The organism is Novosphingobium sp. JCM 18896 (genome assembly GCF_025938095.1).
GTDB lineage: Bacteria > Pseudomonadota > Alphaproteobacteria > Sphingomonadales > Sphingomonadaceae > Novosphingobium.
This window is the reverse complement of record NZ_JAPCZF010000002.1, coordinates 577,964-598,260: the sequence shown is the minus strand read 5'-3', so window position 1 is coordinate 598,260 and position 20,297 is coordinate 577,964. Positions and strand designations below refer to the sequence as shown.

General features: G+C 67.4%; 24 protein-coding genes. 10 read left to right on the top strand and 14 right to left on the bottom strand.

The window, feature by feature from the left end; all coding sequences use genetic code 11:
• Positions 1-115: 115 nt before the first annotated feature.
• A complete protein-coding gene (locus OLX23_RS08785) occupies positions 116-1,681 on the bottom strand; it encodes a DUF853 domain-containing protein (protein ID WP_264444482.1) in 1,566 nt (521 codons plus the stop codon).
• A 231-nt stretch (positions 1,682-1,912) separates the two neighbouring features.
• On the opposite strand from OLX23_RS08785, the gene pabB reads away from it, so the two are divergent.
• The 4 genes from pabB to arfB are packed head-to-tail and all read left to right on the top strand — an operon-like array spanning position 1,913 to position 5,948.
• Positions 1,913-3,703 carry an aminodeoxychorismate synthase component I gene (pabB, locus tag OLX23_RS08780; protein ID WP_264444480.1) on the top strand — a complete coding sequence of 597 codons (1,791 nt, stop codon included), beginning with the start codon at positions 1,913-1,915 and terminating at the stop codon, positions 3,701-3,703.
• Between the two features lie 10 nt (positions 3,704-3,713).
• A complete protein-coding gene (locus OLX23_RS08775) occupies positions 3,714-4,883 on the top strand; it encodes a pyridoxal phosphate-dependent aminotransferase (protein WP_264444479.1) in 1,170 nt (389 codons plus the stop codon).
• Positions 4,880-5,536: an RluA family pseudouridine synthase gene (locus OLX23_RS08770; RefSeq protein WP_264444478.1), complete on the top strand. Its 657-nt coding sequence runs from the start codon at positions 4,880-4,882 to the stop codon at positions 5,534-5,536. Before OLX23_RS08775 ends, OLX23_RS08770 begins: the two co-directional genes overlap by 4 nt.
• The gene (arfB, locus tag OLX23_RS08765) at positions 5,529-5,948 is read left to right on the top strand and encodes an alternative ribosome rescue aminoacyl-tRNA hydrolase ArfB (RefSeq protein ID WP_264444477.1); all 420 of its coding nucleotides are present in this window, start codon (positions 5,529-5,531) and stop codon (positions 5,946-5,948) included. Before OLX23_RS08770 ends, arfB begins: the two co-directional genes overlap by 8 nt.
• Positions 5,949-5,951: 3 nt before the next feature.
• On the opposite strand, the gene OLX23_RS08760 is transcribed toward arfB, so the two are convergent.
• The 5 genes from OLX23_RS08760 to dksA form a co-directional block, all read right to left on the bottom strand.
• A complete protein-coding gene (locus OLX23_RS08760; RefSeq protein ID WP_264444476.1) occupies positions 5,952-6,152 on the bottom strand; it encodes a hypothetical protein in 201 nt (66 codons plus the stop codon).
• Between the two features lie 31 nt (positions 6,153-6,183).
• The gene (locus OLX23_RS08755; RefSeq protein ID WP_264444474.1) at positions 6,184-6,603 is read right to left on the bottom strand and encodes a DUF4112 domain-containing protein; all 420 of its coding nucleotides are present in this window, start codon (positions 6,601-6,603) and stop codon (positions 6,184-6,186) included.
• A gap of 42 nt (positions 6,604-6,645) precedes the next feature.
• Positions 6,646-8,127 (bottom strand): ABC transporter substrate-binding protein, encoded by a 1,482-nt coding sequence (locus OLX23_RS08750; protein ID WP_264444473.1) that lies wholly within the window; start codon positions 8,125-8,127, stop codon positions 6,646-6,648.
• 73 nt (positions 8,128-8,200) lie between these two features.
• Entirely contained in the window at positions 8,201-8,554 is a 354-nt protein-coding gene (locus OLX23_RS08745) for a PilZ domain-containing protein (RefSeq protein WP_264444472.1), read from the bottom strand.
• Positions 8,555-8,709: 155 nt separating this feature from the next.
• Entirely contained in the window at positions 8,710-9,168 is a 459-nt protein-coding gene (dksA, locus tag OLX23_RS08740; protein ID WP_264444470.1) for an RNA polymerase-binding protein DksA, read from the bottom strand.
• A gap of 296 nt (positions 9,169-9,464) precedes the next feature.
• On the opposite strand from dksA, the gene OLX23_RS08735 reads away from it, so the two are divergent.
• Positions 9,465-9,803, top strand: a complete 339-nt coding sequence (locus OLX23_RS08735; protein WP_264444469.1) for a hypothetical protein — start codon at positions 9,465-9,467, stop codon at positions 9,801-9,803.
• Positions 9,804-9,875: 72 nt separating this feature from the next.
• On the opposite strand, the gene OLX23_RS08730 is transcribed toward OLX23_RS08735, so the two are convergent.
• The 5 genes from OLX23_RS08730 to OLX23_RS08710 are packed head-to-tail and all read right to left on the bottom strand — an operon-like array spanning position 9,876 to position 13,110.
• Positions 9,876-11,039 (bottom strand): GNAT family N-acetyltransferase, encoded by a 1,164-nt coding sequence (locus tag OLX23_RS08730; protein WP_264444467.1) that lies wholly within the window; start codon positions 11,037-11,039, stop codon positions 9,876-9,878.
• Positions 11,036-11,809, bottom strand: a complete 774-nt coding sequence (locus OLX23_RS08725; protein WP_264444466.1) for a glycerophosphodiester phosphodiesterase family protein — start codon at positions 11,807-11,809, stop codon at positions 11,036-11,038. The genes OLX23_RS08730 and OLX23_RS08725 overlap by 4 nt, the downstream gene beginning before the upstream one ends.
• Positions 11,781-12,254, bottom strand: coding sequence for a RidA family protein (locus OLX23_RS08720; RefSeq protein ID WP_264444464.1), 474 nt, complete (start codon positions 12,252-12,254; stop codon positions 11,781-11,783). The genes OLX23_RS08725 and OLX23_RS08720 overlap by 29 nt, the downstream gene beginning before the upstream one ends.
• Complete coding sequence (locus OLX23_RS08715; RefSeq protein WP_264444462.1) at positions 12,251-12,895, bottom strand: HAD family hydrolase; 645 nt, start codon at positions 12,893-12,895, stop codon at positions 12,251-12,253. Before OLX23_RS08715 ends, OLX23_RS08720 begins: the two co-directional genes overlap by 4 nt.
• Positions 12,892-13,110: a DUF3572 domain-containing protein gene (locus OLX23_RS08710; protein ID WP_413629795.1), complete on the bottom strand. Its 219-nt coding sequence runs from the start codon at positions 13,108-13,110 to the stop codon at positions 12,892-12,894. Before OLX23_RS08710 ends, OLX23_RS08715 begins: the two co-directional genes overlap by 4 nt.
• 129 nt (positions 13,111-13,239) lie before the next feature.
• Between OLX23_RS08710 and OLX23_RS08705 the strand changes: the two genes are divergently transcribed.
• The 3 genes from OLX23_RS08705 (at position 13,240) to spt (ending at position 15,188) form a co-directional block, all read left to right on the top strand.
• Positions 13,240-13,617 (top strand): response regulator, encoded by a 378-nt coding sequence (locus tag OLX23_RS08705; protein ID WP_264444461.1) that lies wholly within the window; start codon positions 13,240-13,242, stop codon positions 13,615-13,617.
• A 112-nt stretch (positions 13,618-13,729) separates the two neighbouring features.
• Positions 13,730-13,969 (top strand): acyl carrier protein, encoded by a 240-nt coding sequence (locus OLX23_RS08700; protein WP_264444913.1) that lies wholly within the window; start codon positions 13,730-13,732, stop codon positions 13,967-13,969.
• Between the two features lies 1 nt (position 13,970).
• Positions 13,971-15,188, top strand: a complete 1,218-nt coding sequence (spt, locus tag OLX23_RS08695) for a serine palmitoyltransferase (protein ID WP_264444460.1) — start codon at positions 13,971-13,973, stop codon at positions 15,186-15,188.
• Positions 15,189-15,574: 386 nt separating this feature from the next.
• On the opposite strand, the gene OLX23_RS08690 is transcribed toward spt, so the two are convergent.
• Positions 15,575-16,186 carry a LysE family translocator gene (locus OLX23_RS08690; RefSeq protein ID WP_264444459.1) on the bottom strand — a complete coding sequence of 204 codons (612 nt, stop codon included), beginning with the start codon at positions 16,184-16,186 and terminating at the stop codon, positions 15,575-15,577.
• An 82-nt stretch (positions 16,187-16,268) separates the two neighbouring features.
• On the opposite strand from OLX23_RS08690, the gene OLX23_RS08685 reads away from it, so the two are divergent.
• Complete coding sequence (locus OLX23_RS08685) at positions 16,269-16,712, top strand: Lrp/AsnC family transcriptional regulator (RefSeq protein ID WP_264444458.1); 444 nt, start codon at positions 16,269-16,271, stop codon at positions 16,710-16,712.
• A gap of 481 nt (positions 16,713-17,193) precedes the next feature.
• The gene (locus tag OLX23_RS08680; RefSeq protein WP_413629815.1) at positions 17,194-17,946 is read left to right on the top strand and encodes a TerC family protein; all 753 of its coding nucleotides are present in this window, start codon (positions 17,194-17,196) and stop codon (positions 17,944-17,946) included.
• A gap of 129 nt (positions 17,947-18,075) precedes the next feature.
• On the opposite strand, the gene OLX23_RS08675 is transcribed toward OLX23_RS08680, so the two are convergent.
• Entirely contained in the window at positions 18,076-19,248 is a 1,173-nt protein-coding gene (locus OLX23_RS08675) for a sulfotransferase family protein (RefSeq protein ID WP_264444455.1), read from the bottom strand.
• Positions 19,245-20,291 carry a hypothetical protein gene (locus tag OLX23_RS08670; protein WP_264444453.1) on the bottom strand — a complete coding sequence of 349 codons (1,047 nt, stop codon included), beginning with the start codon at positions 20,289-20,291 and terminating at the stop codon, positions 19,245-19,247. Before OLX23_RS08670 ends, OLX23_RS08675 begins: the two co-directional genes overlap by 4 nt.
• Between the last annotated feature and the right edge of the window lie 6 nt (positions 20,292-20,297).

Genomic DNA, 20,297 nt, shown 5'->3' with positions numbered 1-20,297 from the left:
CCCAACCAAGCTGGCAATGCGAACGCTGCCGCGGCGCTTGGGCGTTAGGTCAGTTGGGCCCCTGCCTTAGCAGGGGCGACGGGAAGTGTTGGGGCAAGTCTGGCACGGCGTACCCTCAGCGCAGCAGGCCGCCCAGCAGCCCGCGCGCGAAGCGGCCCAGTGCACCGCTGCCGAGGACCGCGCCGACCGCGGCGGTCGCCGCCGAAGCCATCGGCGAAGCGCTCGACTTCTTGCCGCTCATCGAGCGCGCGACCATGGTCCCGGCCGAGGCCGCGGCGGCGCCGAGCGCGGCCTTGCCGGCCTTCTCCCACAGCGAGGGCGACTGGCGCGGCTGCGCGCGTTGCACCTCCTCGCCCTTCTCCTCGACGACCTGCGCCGCGGCGGCGGCATCCTGCGCCTTGCGTTCGAGCACTTCGGCCGCTGAATCGCGATCCACCAGCGTGTCGTACTTGCCTTCGCAGGGGCTGATCGACTGGACGATCGCGCGCTCCTTGTCGGTCACCGGGCCCAGCCGCGAGACCGGCGGCGCCACCAGCGTGCGCTGCACGACCGACGGGCTGCCGTCTTCCTGCAGGGTCGAGACCAGCGCCTCGCCGACCTTGAGCTCGGTGATGGCGGTGGCGACGTTCAGGTCGGGGTTGATGCGGAAGGTCTCGGCCGCGGCCTTGATCGCGCGCTGGTCGCGCGGGGTGAAGGCGCGCAAGGCGTGCTGGACGCGGTTGCCGAGCTGGCCGGCGATCTTCTCGGGAATGTCGATCGGGTTCTGCGTGATGAAATAGACGCCGACGCCCTTCGAGCGGACCAGGCGGACGACCTGCTCGACCTTGTCCATCAGCGCGTCGGGCGCATCCTCGAACAGCAGATGCGCCTCGTCGAAGAAGAACACGAGCTTGGGCTTGTCGGGGTCGCCGACCTCGGGCAGCGCCTCGAACAGCTCGGACAGCAGCCAGAGCAGGAAGGTGGCGTAGAGCTTGGGGCTCTGCATCAGCTTGCTGGCGGCGAGCACGTTGACGTAGCCGCGGCCCTGATCGTCGGCGCGCAGGAAGTCGGCGATCTCGAAGGCGGGCTCGCCGAAGAACGAGGCGGCGCCCTGACTCTCGAACGACAGCAGCTGGCGCTGGATCGCGCCGACCGAAGCCTTGGTGACGTTGCCGTACTTGGTAGCGAGTTCGCTCGCCGCCTCGGCCGTGGCGGTGAGCACGGCCTGGAGGTCTTCGAGGTCGAGCAGCAGCCAGCCGTTGTCGTCGGCATAGCGGAAGGCGACGTTGAGCACGCCTTCCTGCGTCTCGTTGAGCCCCATCAGCCGCGCCAGCAGCAGCGGCCCCATTTCGGAGATCGTCGTGCGGATCGGATGGCCCTGCTCGCCGTAGAGATCCCAGTAGATCGCCGGATTGTCGCGATAGGCATAGTTGTCGATGCCGATCTCCTTGGCGCGGGCCTCGAGGATCGCGGCGTTCTTGAACTGCGGGCTGCCGGCCATGGCGATGCCCGAAAGATCGCCTTTCACGTCGGCCAGGAACACGGGCACGCCGGCGGCGGAGAACTGTTCGGCGATGGTCTGCAGGGTCACGGTCTTGCCCGTGCCGGTGGCGCCGGCGATCAGGCCGTGGCGGTTGGCCCGCCCGAGATGGAGCACCTGCCGCTCGCCGTTCGCGCCCAGGCCCACGTAGATCTCGCTCATCCGCCGCTCCGTTCGATCTTGTCTTGCGGGTGATACCGGGCGTGGCGGGCGGCGGCGAGAGGGATTTTTGTGAACTCTAGTTCATCCCGGCAACGCCCGTCATCCCGGCGAGACGTAGTCGACCAACGGTCAAAGCCGGGACCTCTCTCGGCCGTTTCTGAGAGCGCCGAGACACAATGGCCAAAGGTCCCGGCTTTCGCCGGGATGACGATGGGGCTAGAGGCCGCTCGAATGCTCGCTCGCGAACCTTTCATCCTGCTCGACGATGCCCGGACCGAGGGTGCGAGCGACGCGCGGCTCTATCGCGCGCCGCTCGAACTGGTCGTCGCGCGGCGGCCCGAGGAGGTCGCGCCGGCGCTGGCGCGGATCGAGGAACTGCACCGCGCGGGACACGAGATGGCGGGCTATCTGGCCTATGAGGCCGGGCTGGCGCTCGAGCCGCGGCTGATGCCGCTCGCCGCCGCGCGCACCGGTGCGGCCGGGCCGCTCGTCTGGTTCGGCGCCTTTGCGGGCTATGAGACGATCCCCGCCGCCGACATGCCGCAATGGCTCGCCGCGCAGGCCAGCGGGCCGGGCGCGATCGGTCCGGTCGAGCCGCAGCTCGGCTTCGGCGGCTACGAACAGGCCTTCGCCGCGCTGCAGGCGGCGATCCAGGCCGGCGACATCTATCAGGCCAACCTGACCTTCCGGCTGGCAGCGGCCTGGCACGGCGATCCGCTGGCGCTCTACGCCGCGATCCGTCCCGCCGCCGCCGCCGGCTACGGCGGCCTGGTCTACGACGGCGCACACTGGCTGCTCAGCTTCTCGCCCGAGCTGTTCTTCGCACTGAAGGACGGCGCTGCGACGGTAAAGCCGATGAAGGGCACGCGCCCGCGCGGGCGTGCGGCCCCGGAGGACGCGGCGCTTGCGGCGGAGCTCGCGGAGTCGGTCAAGGACCGCGCCGAGAACCTGATGATCGTCGACCTGATGCGCAACGACCTGTCGCGCGTCGCCGCGCCGGGCTCGGTTCGCGTCGAGAATGCCTTCGCGGTCGAGACCTATCCGACCGTGCACCAGATGGTCTCGACCGTGCGTGCGCGGCTGCAGCCGGACAAGGGCGCGGTCGACATGATCCGCGCGCTGTTTCCTTGCGGTTCGATCACCGGCGCGCCCAAGATCCGGGCAATGGAACTGATCGATCGGGTCGAGCGCGATGCCCGCGGCGCCTACTGTGGTTCGATCGGTCGGATCGATGCCTCTGGCGATAGCGCTTTCAATGTGGCAATCCGGACTTTGCGTCTGACCCCCGGCGAAAATGGGGGGAGGGCCGTACTCGGAGTGGGATCGGCCATCGTCGCCGATTCCGACGGGCTCGGCGAATGGCGTGAGTGCCTGGTAAAAGGGGGTTTCGTGCGAGAATCTGCCGAGAGTTTCGATCTGATCGAGACCATGGCCTTCACGCCCGATGACGGCATTCCGCTGCTCGAGCTCCATCTCGAACGGTTGAAGGCGAGCGCGGCCGAGCTGGGTTTCACTTTCGATCGCCACGCCGTGCGCAACGCCATCCAGGCCTTGTGCTTCGAGGCTGATCAACCTTCGAAGCTGCGATTGGTCGTGGCGCGGAGCGGCTCGTTCAGCCTCGAACTCGCTGATCTGCCGCCGGCCCTGCCCGATCCCGCGCCCTGCGCCTTGTTCCGACTGCCCATCGATTCCGGCGACTGGCGGCTGCGCCACAAGAGCTCGGACCGCGGGTTCTACGAGATCGGCCTCAACGCCGCGCGCAAGGAAGGCGCGGCCGAGGCGCTGTTCCTGCGCAGCGACGGCCTCGTTACCGAGGGTTGCTTCACCAACGTCTTCGTCGAGCGCGACGGCAAGCTGCTGACCCCGCCGCTCGCGCTCGGGCTGCTGCCCGGCGTGCTGCGCCGCTCGCTGATCGAGCAGGGTCTGGCCGAGGAGGCCGAGCTGACGCTGGCCGATCTCGGTCCCGGCTTCCTCATCGGCAATGCCCTGCGCGGGCTGATGCCCGCCCGACTCCTGCCGTGATCCTGTTACCATGAACCAGACATCCATAGCGCTCCAGCGCATCGCTCCCTCGCAGACCACGGCCATGACCGACCGCGCGATCGCGCTGAAGGCGGAAGGGCGCGACATCATCTCGCTCTCGGTCGGCGAGCCCGATTTCGCCACGCCCGCCCACGTCATCGCCGCGGCCAAGGCGGCGATGGATGCCGGCGACACCAAGTACACCGCAGTCGGCGGCACGGCGCGGATGAAGGCGGCGGCGGCGCTGCACTTCGCGCGCGACCTCGGCATCGAAGTTCCAGTGAGCCAGGTGACGATCAGCGCCGGCGGCAAGCAGGCGATCTTCCACGCGCTGCTGGCGACGCTCGATCCGGGCGACGAGGTGCTGATCCCGGCGCCTTGGTGGGTGTCCTACCCCGAGATCGTCCGCTTCGCCGGCGGCGAAGTGGTCAAGCTGCCGACCCAGGCCGCGGGCGGCTTCCGCGTGACTGCGGCGCAGCTCGAGGCGGTGATCACGCCGCGCACGCGCTGGCTGCTGCTCAACAGCCCGGGCAACCCGACCGGCGCGACCTATCCGGCCGAGGAACTGCGCGCGCTCGGCGAGGTGCTGCGCCGCCACTCGCGCGTGCTGGTGATGAGCGACGATATCTACGCGCCGATCCGTTATGGCGCGGGCGCGCACGCGACCCTGGCGGTCGAATGCCCGGATCTGGCGGATCGCGTCCTGACGGTCTCGGGCGTGTCGAAGAGCCACGCGATGACCGGCTTCCGCATCGGCGTCGCCGCCGGCCCGGCCTGGCTGATCAAGGCGATGGAGAAGCTGCAGTCGCATAGTTCGGGCAACCCGGCTTCGGTCAGCCAGGCGGCGGCGGTCGCGGCCTTCGAGGGGCCACAGGACTTCCTGCTCGACTGGCGCGAGCGCTTCCGCGCGCGGCGCGATCTGGTGGTGGGTGCGATCAACGCGATCCCGGGCCTGTCGGCGCCAGTGCCCGACGGCGCGTTCTACTGCATGGTCGATGCCGCGCCGCTGATGGGCCGGTTCGGTGATGGCGAGAAGCTCGCCTTCCACCTGCTCGACCACGGCGTCGCGATCGTCGCCGCTTCGGCCTTTGGTGGCCAGGACGGTTTCCGCATCTCCTTCGCCGCCGACGAGGCGCAACTGACGGAAGCGCTGCGCCGCATTGGGAGCGCACTGGCATGACCGACATCCGCATCCTCTTCGAAGACGGCGAAGCGCTGGTCATCGACAAGCCCGCGGGCTTGCCGCTCGACCAGCCGCGCGCCGGCGGGCGCAGCCTCGAGGATCATCTCGACGAGCTGCGTTTCGGTTTCCAGCGTCAGCCGCTGCCGGTTCACCGGCTTGACCAGGACACCTCGGGCTGTCTGCTGCTCGCGCGCAACCCCAAGGCGCACAAGCGCTTTTCGGCGGCCTTCGAGGCGCGCCAGGTCGAGAAGCGGTATCTCGCCGTGCTTGCCGGGCAGATCGAGGCCGACGAGGGCACGATCGAACTGTCGCTGTCGAAGATCTCGAGCGCCGAGAAGGGCTGGCGGATGATCCCGGCGAAAAAGGGCAAGCCGGCGATCACGCATTGGCGCAAGCTCATGGTCGCGGGCGGCCTGACCCTGGTCGAATTCCGCCCCGAGACCGGCCGCACCCACCAGATCCGCGTCCACGCCGCCTCGGGTCTCGGCGTGCCGCTGCTCGGCGATCCGGTCTATGGCGATGGAAAAGGCGCGGGCCGGACGATGCTCCATGGCGCCGGGCTGACCGTTCAGCGCGAGACCAAGCCGGCGATCGTCGCGGTGGCGCCGCTGCCGGCGGACTTCGTCGCGCTCGGCTTCAGTGATGCCTGAAAACGGGGATGAGGTCGTTCAGCGCGCGCTCTCGCTGATCGAGGAAAGCTTCATCGCCGCCGCCGGCCCCGGCGGGCAGAACGTCAACAAGGTTGCAACCGCGGTGCAGGTGCGGCTCGACGTCTTTGCATTGCGTTTGCAGCCGGCGGTGTTCCATCGGCTCAAGGAGCTCGCGGGCAGCAAGATGACCGCCAAGGGCGAGATAGTGCTCACCGCGCGCAGCTTCCGCACCCAGGAAGCCAACCGCGCCGATGCGCGCGAACGCCTGGCCGAACTGCTGCGCGAGGCGCACAAGCTGCCCGAAAAGCGCGCGAAATCGCGGTTGAACCGGGTCGGCAAGACCGAACGGCTAGCGGGTAAGAAAATCCGCGGCGCGGTCAAGGCTGGGCGCGGCAAGGTGCGCTTCGACTGATCGTCAGGGCACGGTGGTCGCCGCGGTCGAGGGGCCAGGCATTTCCGGCGATCCCGAGGGATACTGGCGCTTCTCGATCATCTCCGCCGCTTCGTCGAGCGCCTTCGCCTCGCCCAGGGTGACGCCGCCGGGGCCGGGGGCGTTGTCCGACTTGCCGCAGGCGGCCAGCGTCAGCAGGGCGATCAGGGGAAGGGCGGTTCGCATCGCGCCAGCATAGCCGATGCCGTCGCCGCGGCTACCCTTCGATCACGCGCGAGCCCGGATGATGGCGATCGAGATGCTTGCGCACGATCTTGAGGTTGCGGCTGTTCGAGCGGAACAGGAAGTCGCCGACGACGCCGACGAAGGGGATCGCGCCGATCACCGTATCGAGCCCAACATTGCCGAGCATCCGCGTCATCTGCCACTTCGACATGCCCAGGTTGCGCGCTTCCCAGACCAGGTAGAGGCCCATCAAGGCGCCGACCGCGTCACCGGCGACGGGGACGAGGCCGACGATCGCATCGAGACCGACGGGCTGACTGGTGCCGGGCAGGGTGAAGCTGCGCTCGAGCAGGCGCTCGATCGCTTCGATCCGCCGCCGCACCGAAGCCGCGTCGCGGCCGAGGGGAAATTCGGGCGTCATCCGCCGCGCCTGCTGTGCCGTACCGGCCATCTCGCTCCTTGCCGGAACCGCGAGAAGGGCGGCTCCTCGCCTCTACTTGGGGCGTAGGGCCATGGGCATCAAGGGATGCATGTTCCAGCGATTGGCGGCGAAGCCGTGGACGTCGCCGCGCACCAGCGACCAGCGGATCGGCGGGCCGAAGGGGATGAACACGTTGGCCTTGGTCAGTTCGGCTTCGGCATCGGCCAGCAGTTCGGCGCGAACGGCCGGGTCGATCGCGCGCTGGGCCTGGGCCAGGGTGCGGTCCGCATTCTCGCTGCAAAGCCCGCGTTGGCCGGCGCAGCTGAGCTGGTTCATGTACCAGCCGACGCGCGGATAGCGGGCCACGGCCTCGAACAGGCGCAGGTCGGCATCGTCGTCGGGGCCGACGCGCAGCGTCTGCAGGCCGATCGCCTTGAGATCTCCCTGCAGACGATCGAACAGGATCTTGCCGCCGGCACCGCCCGGCAAGGCCAGTCGCAGCACGATCGGCGCCCCGCCGTGGCCGCTGCGCCAGCCCGAGACACGGGCTGCGGCCTGTCCGCGGCGCTCGTCGATACTCAGCCCGGCCCAGCGCTCGCCGATCGAGCCGGGATCGTCGGCCACGCCGGTACCTACGATGCGCGTCGTCGGGCTCCAGCCGCCGAGGCCGAAGGGTGCGATCAGGGCATCGCGGTCGATTGCCAGCGCCACCGCCTCGCGATTCTCGGGCGCGGCGAGGAAACCCTGACCGTCGACGACGGCCAAGCCGAACAGGCCCATGACGGGATCGAGCTGGATCGTCCCGCGGATCAGCCCGACCGATCGCGCGAGCGGAAAGTCCTCGATCCGGCCGCCGAGCAAGACGTCGGCCTCGCCGCTGTTGAACAGGTCTACGGCCTGCTTGGCCGGCAAGGCGCGCAGCCGTAGCGGGCGGACCTGATCGGACCAGCTCTCGATCGCGGGAAGGCCGCGTGCCTCCGGGGCGATCGGGGTCAGCAGCGCCACGTCACCCTGACGCTGCAGCCGCATCGGCCCGGTACCGCGGCCTTTCGGGGCAATGCCGAGCTCCGGCTGGGCGAGCAGTTGCAGGAGGTTCGGCATCGGCGCGGCAAGGCGGATCTCGATGACGCGCCCGGTCATCACGCGAATCTCGCCGATCCCCGCGAGATCGAGCGCCAGCGGCGTTCCGCGCAGGCTGGCCATGGTCTCGCGCAAGGCCGTGCGCAGCGTCTGCGCGCTCAGCGGACTGCCGTCGGCCCAGGTGCCGTCGCGCAAGCGGAAGATATAGCTGAGGCCGTCATCGGTGACGATCCAGCGGTCGGCCAGCGCGGGCACGACCTGGCCCTGTTCGTCGAAGCCGACGAGGCCTTCGCTCGTCGCGCCGCGGATCAGGCGGGCTGAAGGTGGTAAACGCACGCCTTTCTCGAAAGGCGAAGCGGTGCTGCCGATGGCGACGACGTTGAGCGCGGCATCCTGGCCCGAACCGCAGGCGGCCAGCAACAGCAAGGCAGAGAGCCAGGCATGGCGGGCGGCGATCTGCAGGGCCTTGCGCATCTACGCGAGGACTAACGGATTTTCCCTGAAATCGGAAATGCGGATCGAGCCTAATGCCCGCCGAAGCGTGCGATCAGATCTTGCGCAGCGCGCGCTCTTCGCGCGGAGCCGGGCGATGGAGCGGCGAGACGGTGCTGTCCGAAGCGACCGAGGCGCGTGCGATCTTGGGATCGATCTCGTCGCGGAAGGCCACGCCGAAGCGATCGTCCTGGACCCAGGCGACCGAGCCGGCGACCCAGCCGACGTTGCGGATCTTGATCTCGACCTCGTCGCCGCGTGAGACGCGGACCGCGCCTTCACCCATCATGCCGCCGGCCGAAAGATTGCGCACCTTGATCCGATGTTCGTCGTTCGAACCCGGCAGACGCAGGTCGGCCATCACGAACAGGCTGTCGCGCGCGATTTGCCTATTTTCGTTACCGTCCATTATCTCGCCTAGCCGATTGCCCAGCGCCATTCCGCGACTCTCTCATGCAGCCATGAGCCTATCATAGCCGCTGCGACCTCGCCGAGTGATAAAAGGAACTGCCCAACAAAGCCTTAATCGCCGTGTCGGGCATCCCACATCGAGACAGTGCCGGCTCAGTCGTCGCGCGAGATTTTCTCGCGCCTTTCATGCGCCTGCTGGGCCTCGACCGTCATCGTTGCGACCGGGCGGGCGATGAGCCGGCCGATGCCGATCGGCTCGCCCGTGACTTCGCAGTAACCATATTCGCCTTCCTCGATGCGGCGCAGTGCCGAATCGATCTTGGCGATCAGCTTGCGCTGCCGGTCGCGCGTGCGCAACTCGATACCCCAGTCGGTCTCGCTCGAAGCGCGGTCGTTAAGGTCGGGCTCGCGGATCGGGCCTTCCTGGAGCTGCTGCAGCGTATCCGCGGCAGAGTTTAGGATCGACTTCTTCCATTCGAGCAGGAGGCGCCGGAAATAATCCTGCTGCGCCTCGGACATGTAAGGTTCGTCTTCGCTGGGAGCGTAATCGCCCCCTATCGCACGCTTGGCCTTCGCAAGAACGTCGATTTCATCAGCAAGGGCAGTCGCCATCAGAGTCTCCGCACCACTCCTCCCCAGGGCCGCTTGCGTTATGCTGCCCCGGCTTTTGCCGGTGACGTAGAGCGAGCCACGGTTGCCGCGCCTATAGTTGCCCCCCGGAAGCCGCACAAGCGGCAATGGCGGTTGTCCTACGTGAAATTTCAAAGGGCTTGTGCGGTTAGACCTATGTCGAAGCGGGACCCCGCGATTTCGCCGACGGCGTTAACCCTTTGTTGACCATAAATCGGGCAATTCTCTTGTCATGGACGGGCGAAGGAGGGCCCGAGGATTTATGAAGGGATGTTTCGATGAGCAAAGCATGGTTACATGAAGTCGATCTCTCCACCGTCAGCGAGTGCCACGATACGGCCGGCGACATGATGGTGGCCCGTTGCCTGGCCAATGCGGCCCACGGCGACATCAACGCCTACTTCGAACTCGGCGTTGCCTTCTCGACCGGCGGACACGGCATTGCCGTCGATCTCGTCGAAGCTCACAAGTGGTTCAACCTGGCTGCAGTCGTCGGTCACGAAGAAGCCCAGATGTGCCGCGCCGACATCTCCGAAGAGATGACCGCGCGTGAAATCGCAGAAGCCCAGCGCCGCGCGCGCCAGTGGCTGGCTGCCACGAGCCGCAAAGCGGCCTGAAATCCATAGCGGCCTAGGCGGATAGGCCGACTATCACACCAGGACAGCCTCGCGCGTCCTGCCAGTCCCGGATCAGGGCCGGGACCTGTCTTCCTTACGAAACGGCGTTCGACCGCCGAGATAGAGCTGATCGCTCGCAATGCCTTCGCGTTCGCGCGCGAGGAAATCGGCCACGGCTTCGCGGAAGCCCGCGTGGACGATATAATGCGCCGATAGCGTGCGCACCGGCTCGTAGCCACGCGCCAGCTTGTGGCCGCCCTGCGCGCCCGCTTCCACCCGTTCGAGCCCGAGCGCGATCGCCGCGTCGATCGCCTGATAGTAGCAGAGCTCGAAATGGAGGAACGGCTTGTCGATCACGGCGCCCCAATAGCGTCCGTATAGCGCGTCGCCGCCGATGAAGTTGAGCGCGCCGGCCACTGGGCTGTCGTCGATGAAGGCCAGCACCAGCAGAATCCGGTCTGCCATCCGCTCGCCGAGCAGGGTGAAGGCCTCGCGCGTCAGATAGGGCTGCCCCCATTTGCGCGCGCCGGTGTCCTGATAGAACTGCCAGAAGGCGTCCCAGTGTTCGGCGCGGATGTCGTCGCCGCGCAGCGCGCGGATCTTCACGCCGTCCTGCGCCGCCGCGCGCTCCTTGCGCAGGTCCTTGCGCTTGCGCGACGACAGCGCGCCCAGGAAATCGTCGAAGCTCGCATAGCCGCGGTTGGTCCAGTGGAACTGGATGTCGTCGCGCAGCAGCCAGCCGGCCTTCTCGAACAACGGCGCCTGTTCGGGCGCGATGAAGGTCGCATGGGCCGAGGACAGGCCGTGCGCTGCGCAGAACCGCTCGGCCGCCAGCAGCAGCGGCGCGGCGAGTGCGGGTTCGCGGGTCAGCACGCGCGGCCCGGTCGCCGGGGTGAACGGCACGGCGATTTGCAGCTTGGGATAGTAGGATCCGCCGGCGCGGTGCCAGGCATCGGCCCAGCTGTGATCGAACACGTATTCGCCCTGGCTGTGCGACTTGACGTAGGCGGGCAGCGCGCCCGAGAGGCGGCCATCGGCACCGTCGATCACCAGCGGTGTCGGCAGCCAGCCCGTGCCCTGGCCGACGCTGCCCGAATCCTCCATCGCGGCCAGGAAGGCATGGCTGACGAAGGGGTTGGTGCCGCCCGGTCCTTCAGCGCTCAGCGCGTCCCATTCGGCGGCCTCGGTCTCGCCCACGGCCGACAGGACCCGCACGGTGAAATCGGCTTCACTCACGGAATGCCGGCTCCTTCGGCGATCGGCGCGTCGGCATGCTCGGCGGCGCGCGCGCGCAGTTCGGGGTTGCGCACGGTCCAGCTCGCGACGGGCAGGCCGCGCGCGCGCTGGCTGGCGGCGAAGCTGCTGGGCAGGTCGCGGATGTCGTAGGCGAGGAACTGCGGCTTGGCTCGCCACAGCGCGAGGTGGCGCTTGATCGCGGCGATCGCGTCCTTGGCGTTCTCCTCGGTGACGACGAGGCCGCGCAGGGTCAGCGGCGCATGCCGGGCGAACCAGTGGACGACGCGCGGGTCGAAGCTCATCACCGCGTGCAGGCCGCGATAGCCTTCGAGCACGCGGCGGACCGCCAGGCAGACTGGTGCGATGTGCATGTCACGGCGTGACTTGATCTCGATCAGCAGCGGCACCCGGCCGGCGACTTGGTCGATCAGCTCGCGCAGGCTGGGCACGGTATCGCTGCTGCCGGTCAAGGTCAGCGCACCGAGATCGGCCGCGGTCCGCTTGGCGACGGGGCCCTTCGCCTCGGTCAGCCGGTCGAGCTCCCAGTCATGGAAGACCATCGCCTGGCCGTCGCGCGAGCGCTGGATGTCGCATTCGATGCCGAAGCCGCGCTCGATCGCGGCGGCGAAGGCGCTCGGCGCATTCTCGGGCACACCCGGGCCGTGCAGGCCGCGGTGCGCGAACACGTGCTCACCGATCCAGGCCACGCGGGCCGGATCGGGCGCCGGCGCCAGCCAGCGGTCAATCGGCGCGAACGGCGACAATCGCATCGACCTCTACGGCGGCGCCCAGCGGCAGCACGGGCACGCCGACCGCGCTGCGCGCGTGCTTGCCGGCCTCGCCGAACAGCACGGCCATCAGCTCCGAGGCGCCGTTCGCCACTTTCGGCTGTTCGGTGAAATCGCCGGTCGAGCTGACGAAGGCGCCGAGCTTGACGATCCGCTCGATCCGATCGAGCGAGCCGAGCGCGGCACGCAGCTGCGCCAGGATCATCAGCCCGCAGGCGCGCGCGGCTTCGTAGCCCTGCTCGGCGCTGACGCTTTCGCCGAGCCGGCCCGTGACCAGAGCGCCGTTCACGAAGGGCAGCTGGCCCGAGACGTGCGCGAGACCGCCCGCGACGACCACCGGTACATAGGCCGCGACCGGCGCGGCCGGGGCGGGCAAGGTCAGGCCCAGTTCGGCGAGCTTGGCATCGATGGCGGCGTCAGTGGTCATGCGGTTTCCTCGGGTGTCTTTTCGATGTGTAGCCGGTCGAGCAGCCAGGGCAGGGCGCTGGCCCAGTCGTCGATCCGGGCGTGGGCGTGGCCTGCACGGTGGGCGCAAGCGATATGTGGCGAAAGCAGCGGTTCGCCGCAGAGGTGGAGGCGATCGACTTGAGGTACGAGCGCCGCCGCCGAATCGTGATGCTGCGCGAGATCGTCGATGAACACCGCGCGCGACGGCTGGTATTCGTCGAGGATCGTCTTGATCGCGGGGCCCTTCGGCCCCTGGTTGGTGAACACGCGCAGGTCCAGCCCGTGATCGCTCAGCTGGCGCGTGCGCGTCGCCTGGCGATGGTCGAGCAGGTTGGTCAGCACGACGACGTCGGCATGTTCGGCCAGCGCGGTCATCGCTTCGATCGCGCCATTGATGGGAAACTGGCGATGCATCTCGTCGTCGAAGAACATGTTGAGGTAGCGCCAGACGCCCTCGGGGGCGACCTGATCGCCGGTGCCGACGTGGGTCATCGACTGGGCGAAATCGCCGCGGCCGAGATCGAAGGCGATGCCGTGCTGCTCGGCCAGCCAGTCGCGATAGGGCACGATCATGTGCAGCAGCACTTCGTCGCAATCGCTGATGATCAGGGGACGGCTCACGAGACCAGCCTTTCGCGTGCATTCGCAAGCACTTGCGGCGGCACGTCGAGCGCTTCGGCCGCGGCGACGAGGTCGCGCTCATGCGCGCAGAGGAAGTCGAGCACGGCACCCATGAGCGCGGGATCGCCGAGCCTTTCGCGCAGGCTTTCGGGCGTGAGACCGGTCAAAGCGAGCAAGCGCTCGGCCCGGTCCTGGTCGCCGAGGACCCAGCCCAAGGCGGACAGCGCCAGAGTTTGCGCGTCAACGCCCAATTTTGGCACGGGGGAAGAAGGATTTACCGGAATTGTCAGCCTCGCTTGCAAAGCCTAGAGGGGCAGCACGCAACATGGTGCGCGGGCGGGCGAATGGCAAAGCGAATCCTCGTTGTCGAGGACAACGATCTCAATCGAAAGCTGTTCTGCGATGTCCTGAAGAGTCAGGGCTACGCCGTTGAACCCGTGTCCGATGGACTCGACGCGCTCGACAAGGCGAAGAACTTCGTCCCCAACCTGATCATCATGGACATCCAGCTTCCCAACGTCTCGGGACTCGACCTGATCGAGGCGGCCAAGGCCGATCCGTTGCTGCGGATGATTCCCGTGCTGGCCGTCACCGCCTATGCCGGCAAGGGCGACGAGGAGCGGATCCGCGAGGCGGGCGCCGATTCCTATCTGGCCAAGCCGGTCTCGATCGGACCGTTCATGGTGGCGGTCAAAGGCCTGGTCGAGCGGCCCGCGCTCTAGACCGGCGCGGCCCCCGCCGAGTCCCTTTGACTTGACACCTTGCCCAAGCGCCGCTTTTGCGCCGCATTTCTTGGCCAGAGCGCCAGACCTGTTTCGGGAGCCTATTTTGACCATGGACCGCGCCGCCACCGCCGAGCGTATCGGAGCGCTGATCGCGCCCTTCAACAAGAAGGGTGTCGCGATCACCGACGCTTCGACCTTCTCGGGCGACCTCGAGTTCGACAGCCTGACCGTCATGGATTTCGTCGCGGCGATCGAGGACGAGTTCGACATCATCATCAGCATGAACCAGCAGGCCGAGATCGAGACCTACGGCCAGCTCGTCGATGCCGTGGTCAAGCTGCAGGGCTGACATGACCGACACCACCGCCAAGGGCGACCTGTTCGACAAGTTCCAGCCGATCATCGATCTGCGCGCGGGGCTGCTCGCCTCGGGCGTCGAGGATCCGTTCGGGCTCGTCATGGAGAAGGTGCTCTCGCCGACCACGGCGATCTGCAACGGTCGCGAGACGATCCTGCTCGGCACCTACAACTACATGGGCATGACCTTCGACCCCGACGTGATCGACGCGGGCAAGCAGGCGCTCGACGATTTCGGCGCGGGCACGACGGGCAGCCGCGTGCTCAACGGCACCTATGCCGGGCACAAGGCGGTCGAAGAGGCGCTCTGCGAATTCTACGCCATGGACCACGCCATGGTCTTCTCGACCGGCTACCAGGCGAACCTCGGCATCATCAGCACCATCGCTGGCAAGGGCGATTACATCGTCCTCGACATCGACAGCCACGCCTCGATCTGGGACGGCTGCAAGATGGGCGACGCCGAAGTCGTGCCGTTCAAGCACAACGACATCGAGGCGATGGAAAAGCGCCTCAAGCGCATTCCCGAAGGCGCGGGCAAGCTCGTCATCCTCGAAGGCGTCTATTCGATGATGGGTGACATCGCCCCGCTCAAGGAGATGATCGCGGTCGCCAAGGCGCACGGCGCGATGGTCCTGGTCGACGAGGCGCATTCGATGGGCTTCATCGGCCCCAACGGCCGCGGCGTCGCCGAGGACCAGGGCGTGCTCGACGACGTCGACTTCGTCATCGGCACCTTCTCCAAGAGCGTCGGCACGGTCGGCGGCTTCTGCGTGTCGAACCACCCCAAGTTCGAGATCATGCGGCTGGTCTGCCGGCCCTACGTGTTCACCGCCAGCCTGCCGCCGAGCGTCGTCGCCACGGCCGCGACCTCGATCCGCAAGCTGATGCACGCCGGCAACAAGCGCGCGCATCTCTGGGAGAACTCGCGCACGCTGCATGCCGGGCTCAAGGAGCGCGGCTTCCAGCTCGGCACCGACAGCCCGCAGAGCGCGATCATCTCGGTGATCATGCCCGATCTCGAGCGCGGCGCGGCGATGTGGGAAGCGCTGCTCAAGGAAGGCCTCTACGTCAACCTGGCGCGCCCGCCGGCGACCCCGGCCAACATGACCCTGCTGCGTTGCTCGCTCTGCGCCGAACATTCGGCCGAGCAGGTGCAGACGATCATCGGCATGTTCGAACGCGCGGGCAAGGCGACCGGGATCATCTAGGCCGCGGCGGACTTGAAAAATTCATGGTTTTGGGCTAAAGAACACTCGTCAGTGTCGGAGTATTCTCCGTTGATATGACCCTCAGTCGTTGCTGCGGCTGGGGGTCAATCATTTTTGGCCGTTTGAGGGGGCAAGTTGCTGCTTACCCCCTCGCCCGTGCAGCTACTTGACCCGCATGACCTCCACGATCCTCAAGATGAGGGTCGCAAAAGCAATCAACAGGCCTAGGAGGATGCAGACTTCGGTCAGTGTCATCTGTCTCTCCATTGATGCGGCGGAATTGCCGCATCGCCGGAATATTCCTGGAGTGAGACATCGACAAACGCGTCCCGCCGTTGCGGGCACGGCTACGGCGTGAACTCCGTCCGCTTCGGACGCAGTTCGCCTCAGGCTTCCATCGTCAGCGTCGGATAGAGCGAGGCGACGAGCAGCAGCGCCATGACCACGTTGAACGCGCGCAGGGTCTGCGGGCGGTCGAGCAGGCGGCGCAGCTGCACGCCGAGCGCGGTCCACAGGCTGACCACGGGCAGGTTGATCATGCCGAAGACCACGGCGACCTGGACGAGCCCGAGCGTCTGGTTGTCGGCGGGCACGTAGACCGCGGTCGCGGTCAGCGCCATGGCCCAGGCCTTGGGATTGACCCACTGGAACGCGGCGGCCTGGACGAAGGTCATCGGCTTGCCGCCCGCGCGCAGCTCGACGTTCGGCGGCGGTGCCGTGGCGATCTTCCAGGCGAGGTAGAGCATGTAGACCGTGCTCGCGACCTTGAGCGCCAGCCCGGCATAATAGCTCGAATGGATGGCGAGGCCGACGCCGCTGCCGACCACGACGATCATCGCCACGAAGCCCAGGGCCACGCCCAGCATGTGCGCGCCGCTGCGCGCGAAACCGAAATTGGTCCCCGAGGCCATCAGCATCAGGTTGTTGGGTCCGGGCGTGGCCGAAGAGACCAGTGCGAAGACCGCGAGTGCTATGAGCGTGCCGGTGTCGAGCATCATTGTGCAATGATAGCGCGTGACGCGCAGTGATTGGGTGCATATTCACCGATCGATTGCACTAGATTTGCAAGGATCGGTGAATATGGACCGTATCGACCGTGGAATATTGCGCGAACTCTCGCGCGAGGGACGGCTGAGCAATGCCGAACTGGCCGATCGCGTCGGCCTCTCGCCCTCGGCCTGCTCGCGCCGGGTGGCCGAGCTCGAGCGCATCGGCGTGATTCGCGGCTATCGCGCGGTGCTCGATCCGATCGCGATGGGTGGCGGCTTCATCGCCTATGTCGCGGTCGGCCTGTCGCGGCACACGATCCACGAGCAGCGCGCCTTCGAGCGCGCCATGGTCGAGGCGCCGGCGGTGCGCGAATGCCACAACGTGACCGGTTCGATCGAATTCCTGCTGAGGGTCGAAGTGCCCGATCTCGCCGCCTACAAGCATTTCCACACCGAAGTCCTCGGCGCGCTGCCGCAGGTGGCGACGATCACCAGCTACATCGTCATGGAATCGGCCAAGGACGAGCGCGCCTAGAGCAATGCGCTAAATCCGGGGGCCGACGCTCGTCAGATTTACGAGGCTTTCCGCTGATCCTCGTCACCCCGGACTTGATCCGGGGTCCCGCTATTGGTCTCAATGCATTGCGTGCTGCAAGAAGCGGGACCCCGGATCAAGTCCGGGGTGACGGAAGGAGAGGCTTTGGTCGCACGCTGGGCGCGGAGATGCCGAATGTCCGGGCCATCCGAGAAGGCGGGAACCCGGTTCCGCTTGAACGCTTTTCCAAGAGCTCATAGTATCGAGCTGCGGGCCGGGCCCCTCTGGCGATCGTTCAGCGACGATCGTGATGTCGGACCGCATCGAGTCACTCTCGGTGCAGGCGGCCCCTTTCCGGCTTCATCACCGCGCGTGACCCGATCGACACCAGCATCGCTGATGTGAAGGGACCAACGTGGACGGACTTGTCACGCTATTTTCCGATCCGGCCGTCTGGGCCGCGCTCCTGACTCTCGTCGTCATGGAGATCGTGCTCGGCATCGACAACCTCATCTTCATCTCGATCCTCTCGAACAAGCTGCCGCCCGAACAGCGGCAGAAGGCGCGGCGCACGGGCATCGCGCTGGCGCTGATCATGCGCCTGGGCCTGCTCACGACGATCGCCTGGCTGGTCGGCCTGACCGCGCCGGTGATCGATCTCGGCTTCCAGGGCGCACCCGGTCCGCACGGCGAACCCAGCTTCGAGACGCAGTTCTCGTGGCGCGACCTGATCCTCATCGCGGGCGGCCTGTTCCTCGTGTGGAAGGCGACCAAGGAGATCCACCACAACGTCGATCCCAGCCCGGCGCAGAGCGTGTTCGGCGGCGACGAGGCGAAGGGCGTTGCCGGTAAGGCGGCGCTGAGCTTCGGCGCGGCGATCGTGCAGATCCTGCTGCTCGACCTCGTCTTCTCGATCGATTCGATCCTCACCGCCGTGGGCATGACCGATCACTTGCCGATCATGGTCGTGGCGGTGATCTCGGCGGTCGTGGTCATGCTCGTCGCCGCCGATCCGCTGGCGAATTTCATCAACCAGAACCCGACCGTGGTCATGCTGGCGCTGGGCTTCCTGCTGATGATCGGCGTGGTGCTGATCGCCGACGGTTTCGGCGTGCACGTGCCCAAGGGCTACATCTACGTCGCCATGGCCTTCTCGGCGGGCGTCGAGGCGCTCAACATCTGGGCGCGCAAGCGGCGCGAGAGGGCTGAGGCGCTGGCCGCCGAGGGAGGCTGAGCCGATAATCCCTCCCCGTCGTCATTGCGAGGCCCGCAGGGGCCGCGGCAATCCAGGGGCGGCAGAGCACTTCGCTCTGGATTGCCGCGCCGCTTCGCGGCTCGCAATGACGAAGTAGGGGGGCAGGCGTCAGCGTTGGGCCTTGTGCTCCAGCCTGCCGAGCAGGTCGAAGTAGCCCGACATCCTCTCGCGGATGTCGGGCTCGTTCAGCCCCGCATCGGCGAGCGAATACGGGAACGCCCCCAGCTTGTGCATGCGGTTGGCGGCGTTCCAGGCGAGCATGCTTTCGCGCGATGCCGCATCCAGTGGCAGGCCGGCGTGGTCGTAGATCCGTTCGATCGCGCGCGGCAGGTCGGCGACCACGTCTTCGAATCGCAGGTCGAGGATCGGCAGCTCGGGATGCGCTGCGCGGTTGGCCAGATGCGCGTCCATGCCGCGATAGTTGCCCTCGACGATCGCGCGGTTGTCGACCTCGGGGCTGCCATAGGCCTGGCGAAAGCAGCGCAGCAGCTTGCACATCGAGGCCATGGTCTCGATCGGCGAGCGGTGCGCCATGACGAAGCGCGCTTCGGGAAAGACCCGGCGCAAGGCGAGTTCCTGCCCGTTGTAGTTCGGCGACTTGAGCAGCCAGGGCCGGCCGGGCTCGGCCAGCCCCTGCCATTGCAGGTACTTGAGCACGTCGCGCAGGAACTCGAAGAAGATCGTCCGCGGCCGCGCACCCATCCAGGCGGCGTAGCTGGGCATCTCGGCATAACCGATGAACGAGGGTGCGACGAAGCAGCCTTCGCTGAGCGGGCCTTCCTCCTCGGGCTCGAGCGCTTCGAACTGGTGGCCGAGCTTGGTCTCGGGCGAGCGGTCGTCGTACCAGCGACAGAAGGCCTCGGCCTCGGCGATGCGGCTGTCGACCGGCTCGCCGGGCCGGCCGGTGACTGAGGCCCAGTTGAAGTTCTGCCAGAAGGTCAGGAAATTGAAATCGCCCGAGGCGGCGAGCACTTTCTGCAGCTTGGTCGTGCCCGAGCGGGCGACGCCCATGACCACGAGCGGGCCGGCGATTTCCTGCTCGGCGATCTCTGGATGGACCAGGAAATCGCGCTGCATCCGCAGGCGATTGGCCAGCAGGCGGACGAACTTCGCCTCGTAGGCGCGCGCGCCCTCGGCATCGAGCCGGGCCTCGGTGTTGAGCGCTTTGACCAGCACCGACAGCGGTTCGATCACCGCTTCGTCGATCAGGTCCATGCCCGCCACTTCGCGCGCGCGGGCCATGAGCTGCTCGACGGTCAGCGACAGCGGGTGGCCGCTCATGTCGCGATCTTCGGCCAGGCCACGGCGCTCGAACGCAGCGGTCCCAGTTCGTAGACGGGAACGATGCCGGGGCGCGCGGCGATCACGTCGGGGATGCGGTTGAACAGATTGCCCGCGGTGGCCTGCGCGGAATCGAGCCGTTCGACCCGCAGGCGGTTGCGCGGGGTGCCGGCGACCTCCCAGAACATGTGCTCGACGTCGCCGGGCAGGAACAGGCGCTGATCGATCAGGCCGGTGCCGGTCACGCCCTCGGCAGTCGTGGTCGTGCAGTGGAAGCGCACGCCCATGACCAGGCCGGGCTCGAACCAGCCGCCGGGGGCGAACTTGCTCTTCACCGGCACGTCGTAGACCACGGGTTCGATCGTCGCCGTGGATTCGAGCACGGTATAGCCGAGCGCGCGCAGCACCATTTCGGGGATGGTCTTCTTGGCCAGCGCCGCGGCGTTGGTGGCGATGCCGCGTTCGTGGAAAGTCTCGACCGGCAGGCTGATGCAGTATTGCTGGATCTGCTCGATCGAATTGCACTGGCCCTCGGGATCGGTGAGGCTGGCGATGTGGATCGACGTGATCTCGGTACAGGGGCCGGCGGCGAGGATCCCCGCCCAGATCCGCGACATGTCCCAGATGCCGCAGCCGGTGAAGCTGACGCCGTTGGCCTGGGCCAGCGCCTCGATCTCGGCGGCGAGCGCCGGATCGTTGCTCTGCGGCAGGTAGGACTGGACGCCGTGGCAGGCCACGTTGAGCCCCGCGCCCATCAGCCGGCGATAGGCGGGCATGTTGGCGCTGAGCAGGTCGCGATGGGTAACGACGCCGATGTCGGCAGCGAGGTTCGCGTAGTCGCCGGTCTCGGCGTCCTGGACCACGATGCCGAGATCGCGGCCGAGCCCGGCGACGCGGCCGAGATCCTGGCCGACCTTGGGGCCGGCGCGGTTGAAGGCGGCGACGATCGGCCAGCCGCGATCGGCGGCGAGCCGCGCGATCATCGTGCCGTACTGGCCCAGACCGTAGATGACGATCCGCGGCCTCGCCGCGCCTGCTGCCATGCCCCA

What these genes read in the sequence shown, in the direction of transcription:
- OLX23_RS08705 (WP_264444461.1), top strand. Translation starts at nt 13,240, where the DNA reads ATGGCAAAGCGAATCCTCGTTGTCGAGGACAACGATCTCAATCGAAAG.
- OLX23_RS08725 (WP_264444466.1), bottom strand. Translation starts at nt 11,809, where the DNA reads ATGCGATTGTCGCCGTTCGCGCCGATTGACCGCTGGCTGGCGCCGGCG.
- OLX23_RS08770 (WP_264444478.1), top strand. Translation starts at nt 4,880, where the DNA reads ATGACCGACATCCGCATCCTCTTCGAAGACGGCGAAGCGCTGGTCATC.
- pabB (WP_264444480.1), top strand. Translation starts at nt 1,913, where the DNA reads ATGCTCGCTCGCGAACCTTTCATCCTGCTCGACGATGCCCGGACCGAG.
- OLX23_RS08680 (WP_413629815.1), top strand. Translation starts at nt 17,194, where the DNA reads ATGGAGATCGTGCTCGGCATCGACAACCTCATCTTCATCTCGATCCTC.
- OLX23_RS08785 (WP_264444482.1), bottom strand. Translation starts at nt 1,681, where the DNA reads ATGAGCGAGATCTACGTGGGCCTGGGCGCGAACGGCGAGCGGCAGGTG.
- arfB (WP_264444477.1), top strand. Translation starts at nt 5,529, where the DNA reads ATGCCTGAAAACGGGGATGAGGTCGTTCAGCGCGCGCTCTCGCTGATC.
- OLX23_RS08690 (WP_264444459.1), bottom strand. Translation starts at nt 16,186, where the DNA reads ATGATGCTCGACACCGGCACGCTCATAGCACTCGCGGTCTTCGCACTG.
- OLX23_RS08720 (WP_264444464.1), bottom strand. Translation starts at nt 12,254, where the DNA reads ATGACCACTGACGCCGCCATCGATGCCAAGCTCGCCGAACTGGGCCTG.
- spt (WP_264444460.1), top strand. Translation starts at nt 13,971, where the DNA reads ATGACCGACACCACCGCCAAGGGCGACCTGTTCGACAAGTTCCAGCCG.
- OLX23_RS08745 (WP_264444472.1), bottom strand. Translation starts at nt 8,554, where the DNA reads ATGGACGGTAACGAAAATAGGCAAATCGCGCGCGACAGCCTGTTCGTG.
- dksA (WP_264444470.1), bottom strand. Translation starts at nt 9,168, where the DNA reads ATGGCGACTGCCCTTGCTGATGAAATCGACGTTCTTGCGAAGGCCAAG.
- OLX23_RS08775 (WP_264444479.1), top strand. Translation starts at nt 3,714, where the DNA reads ATGAACCAGACATCCATAGCGCTCCAGCGCATCGCTCCCTCGCAGACC.
- OLX23_RS08735 (WP_264444469.1), top strand. Translation starts at nt 9,465, where the DNA reads ATGAGCAAAGCATGGTTACATGAAGTCGATCTCTCCACCGTCAGCGAG.
- OLX23_RS08685 (WP_264444458.1), top strand. Translation starts at nt 16,269, where the DNA reads ATGGACCGTATCGACCGTGGAATATTGCGCGAACTCTCGCGCGAGGGA.
- OLX23_RS08675 (WP_264444455.1), bottom strand. Translation starts at nt 19,248, where the DNA reads ATGAGCGGCCACCCGCTGTCGCTGACCGTCGAGCAGCTCATGGCCCGC.
- OLX23_RS08700 (WP_264444913.1), top strand. Translation starts at nt 13,730, where the DNA reads ATGGACCGCGCCGCCACCGCCGAGCGTATCGGAGCGCTGATCGCGCCC.
- OLX23_RS08755 (WP_264444474.1), bottom strand. Translation starts at nt 6,603, where the DNA reads ATGGCCGGTACGGCACAGCAGGCGCGGCGGATGACGCCCGAATTTCCC.
- OLX23_RS08750 (WP_264444473.1), bottom strand. Translation starts at nt 8,127, where the DNA reads ATGCGCAAGGCCCTGCAGATCGCCGCCCGCCATGCCTGGCTCTCTGCC.
- OLX23_RS08670 (WP_264444453.1), bottom strand. Translation starts at nt 20,291, where the DNA reads ATGGCAGCAGGCGCGGCGAGGCCGCGGATCGTCATCTACGGTCTGGGC.
- OLX23_RS08760 (WP_264444476.1), bottom strand. Translation starts at nt 6,152, where the DNA reads ATGCGAACCGCCCTTCCCCTGATCGCCCTGCTGACGCTGGCCGCCTGC.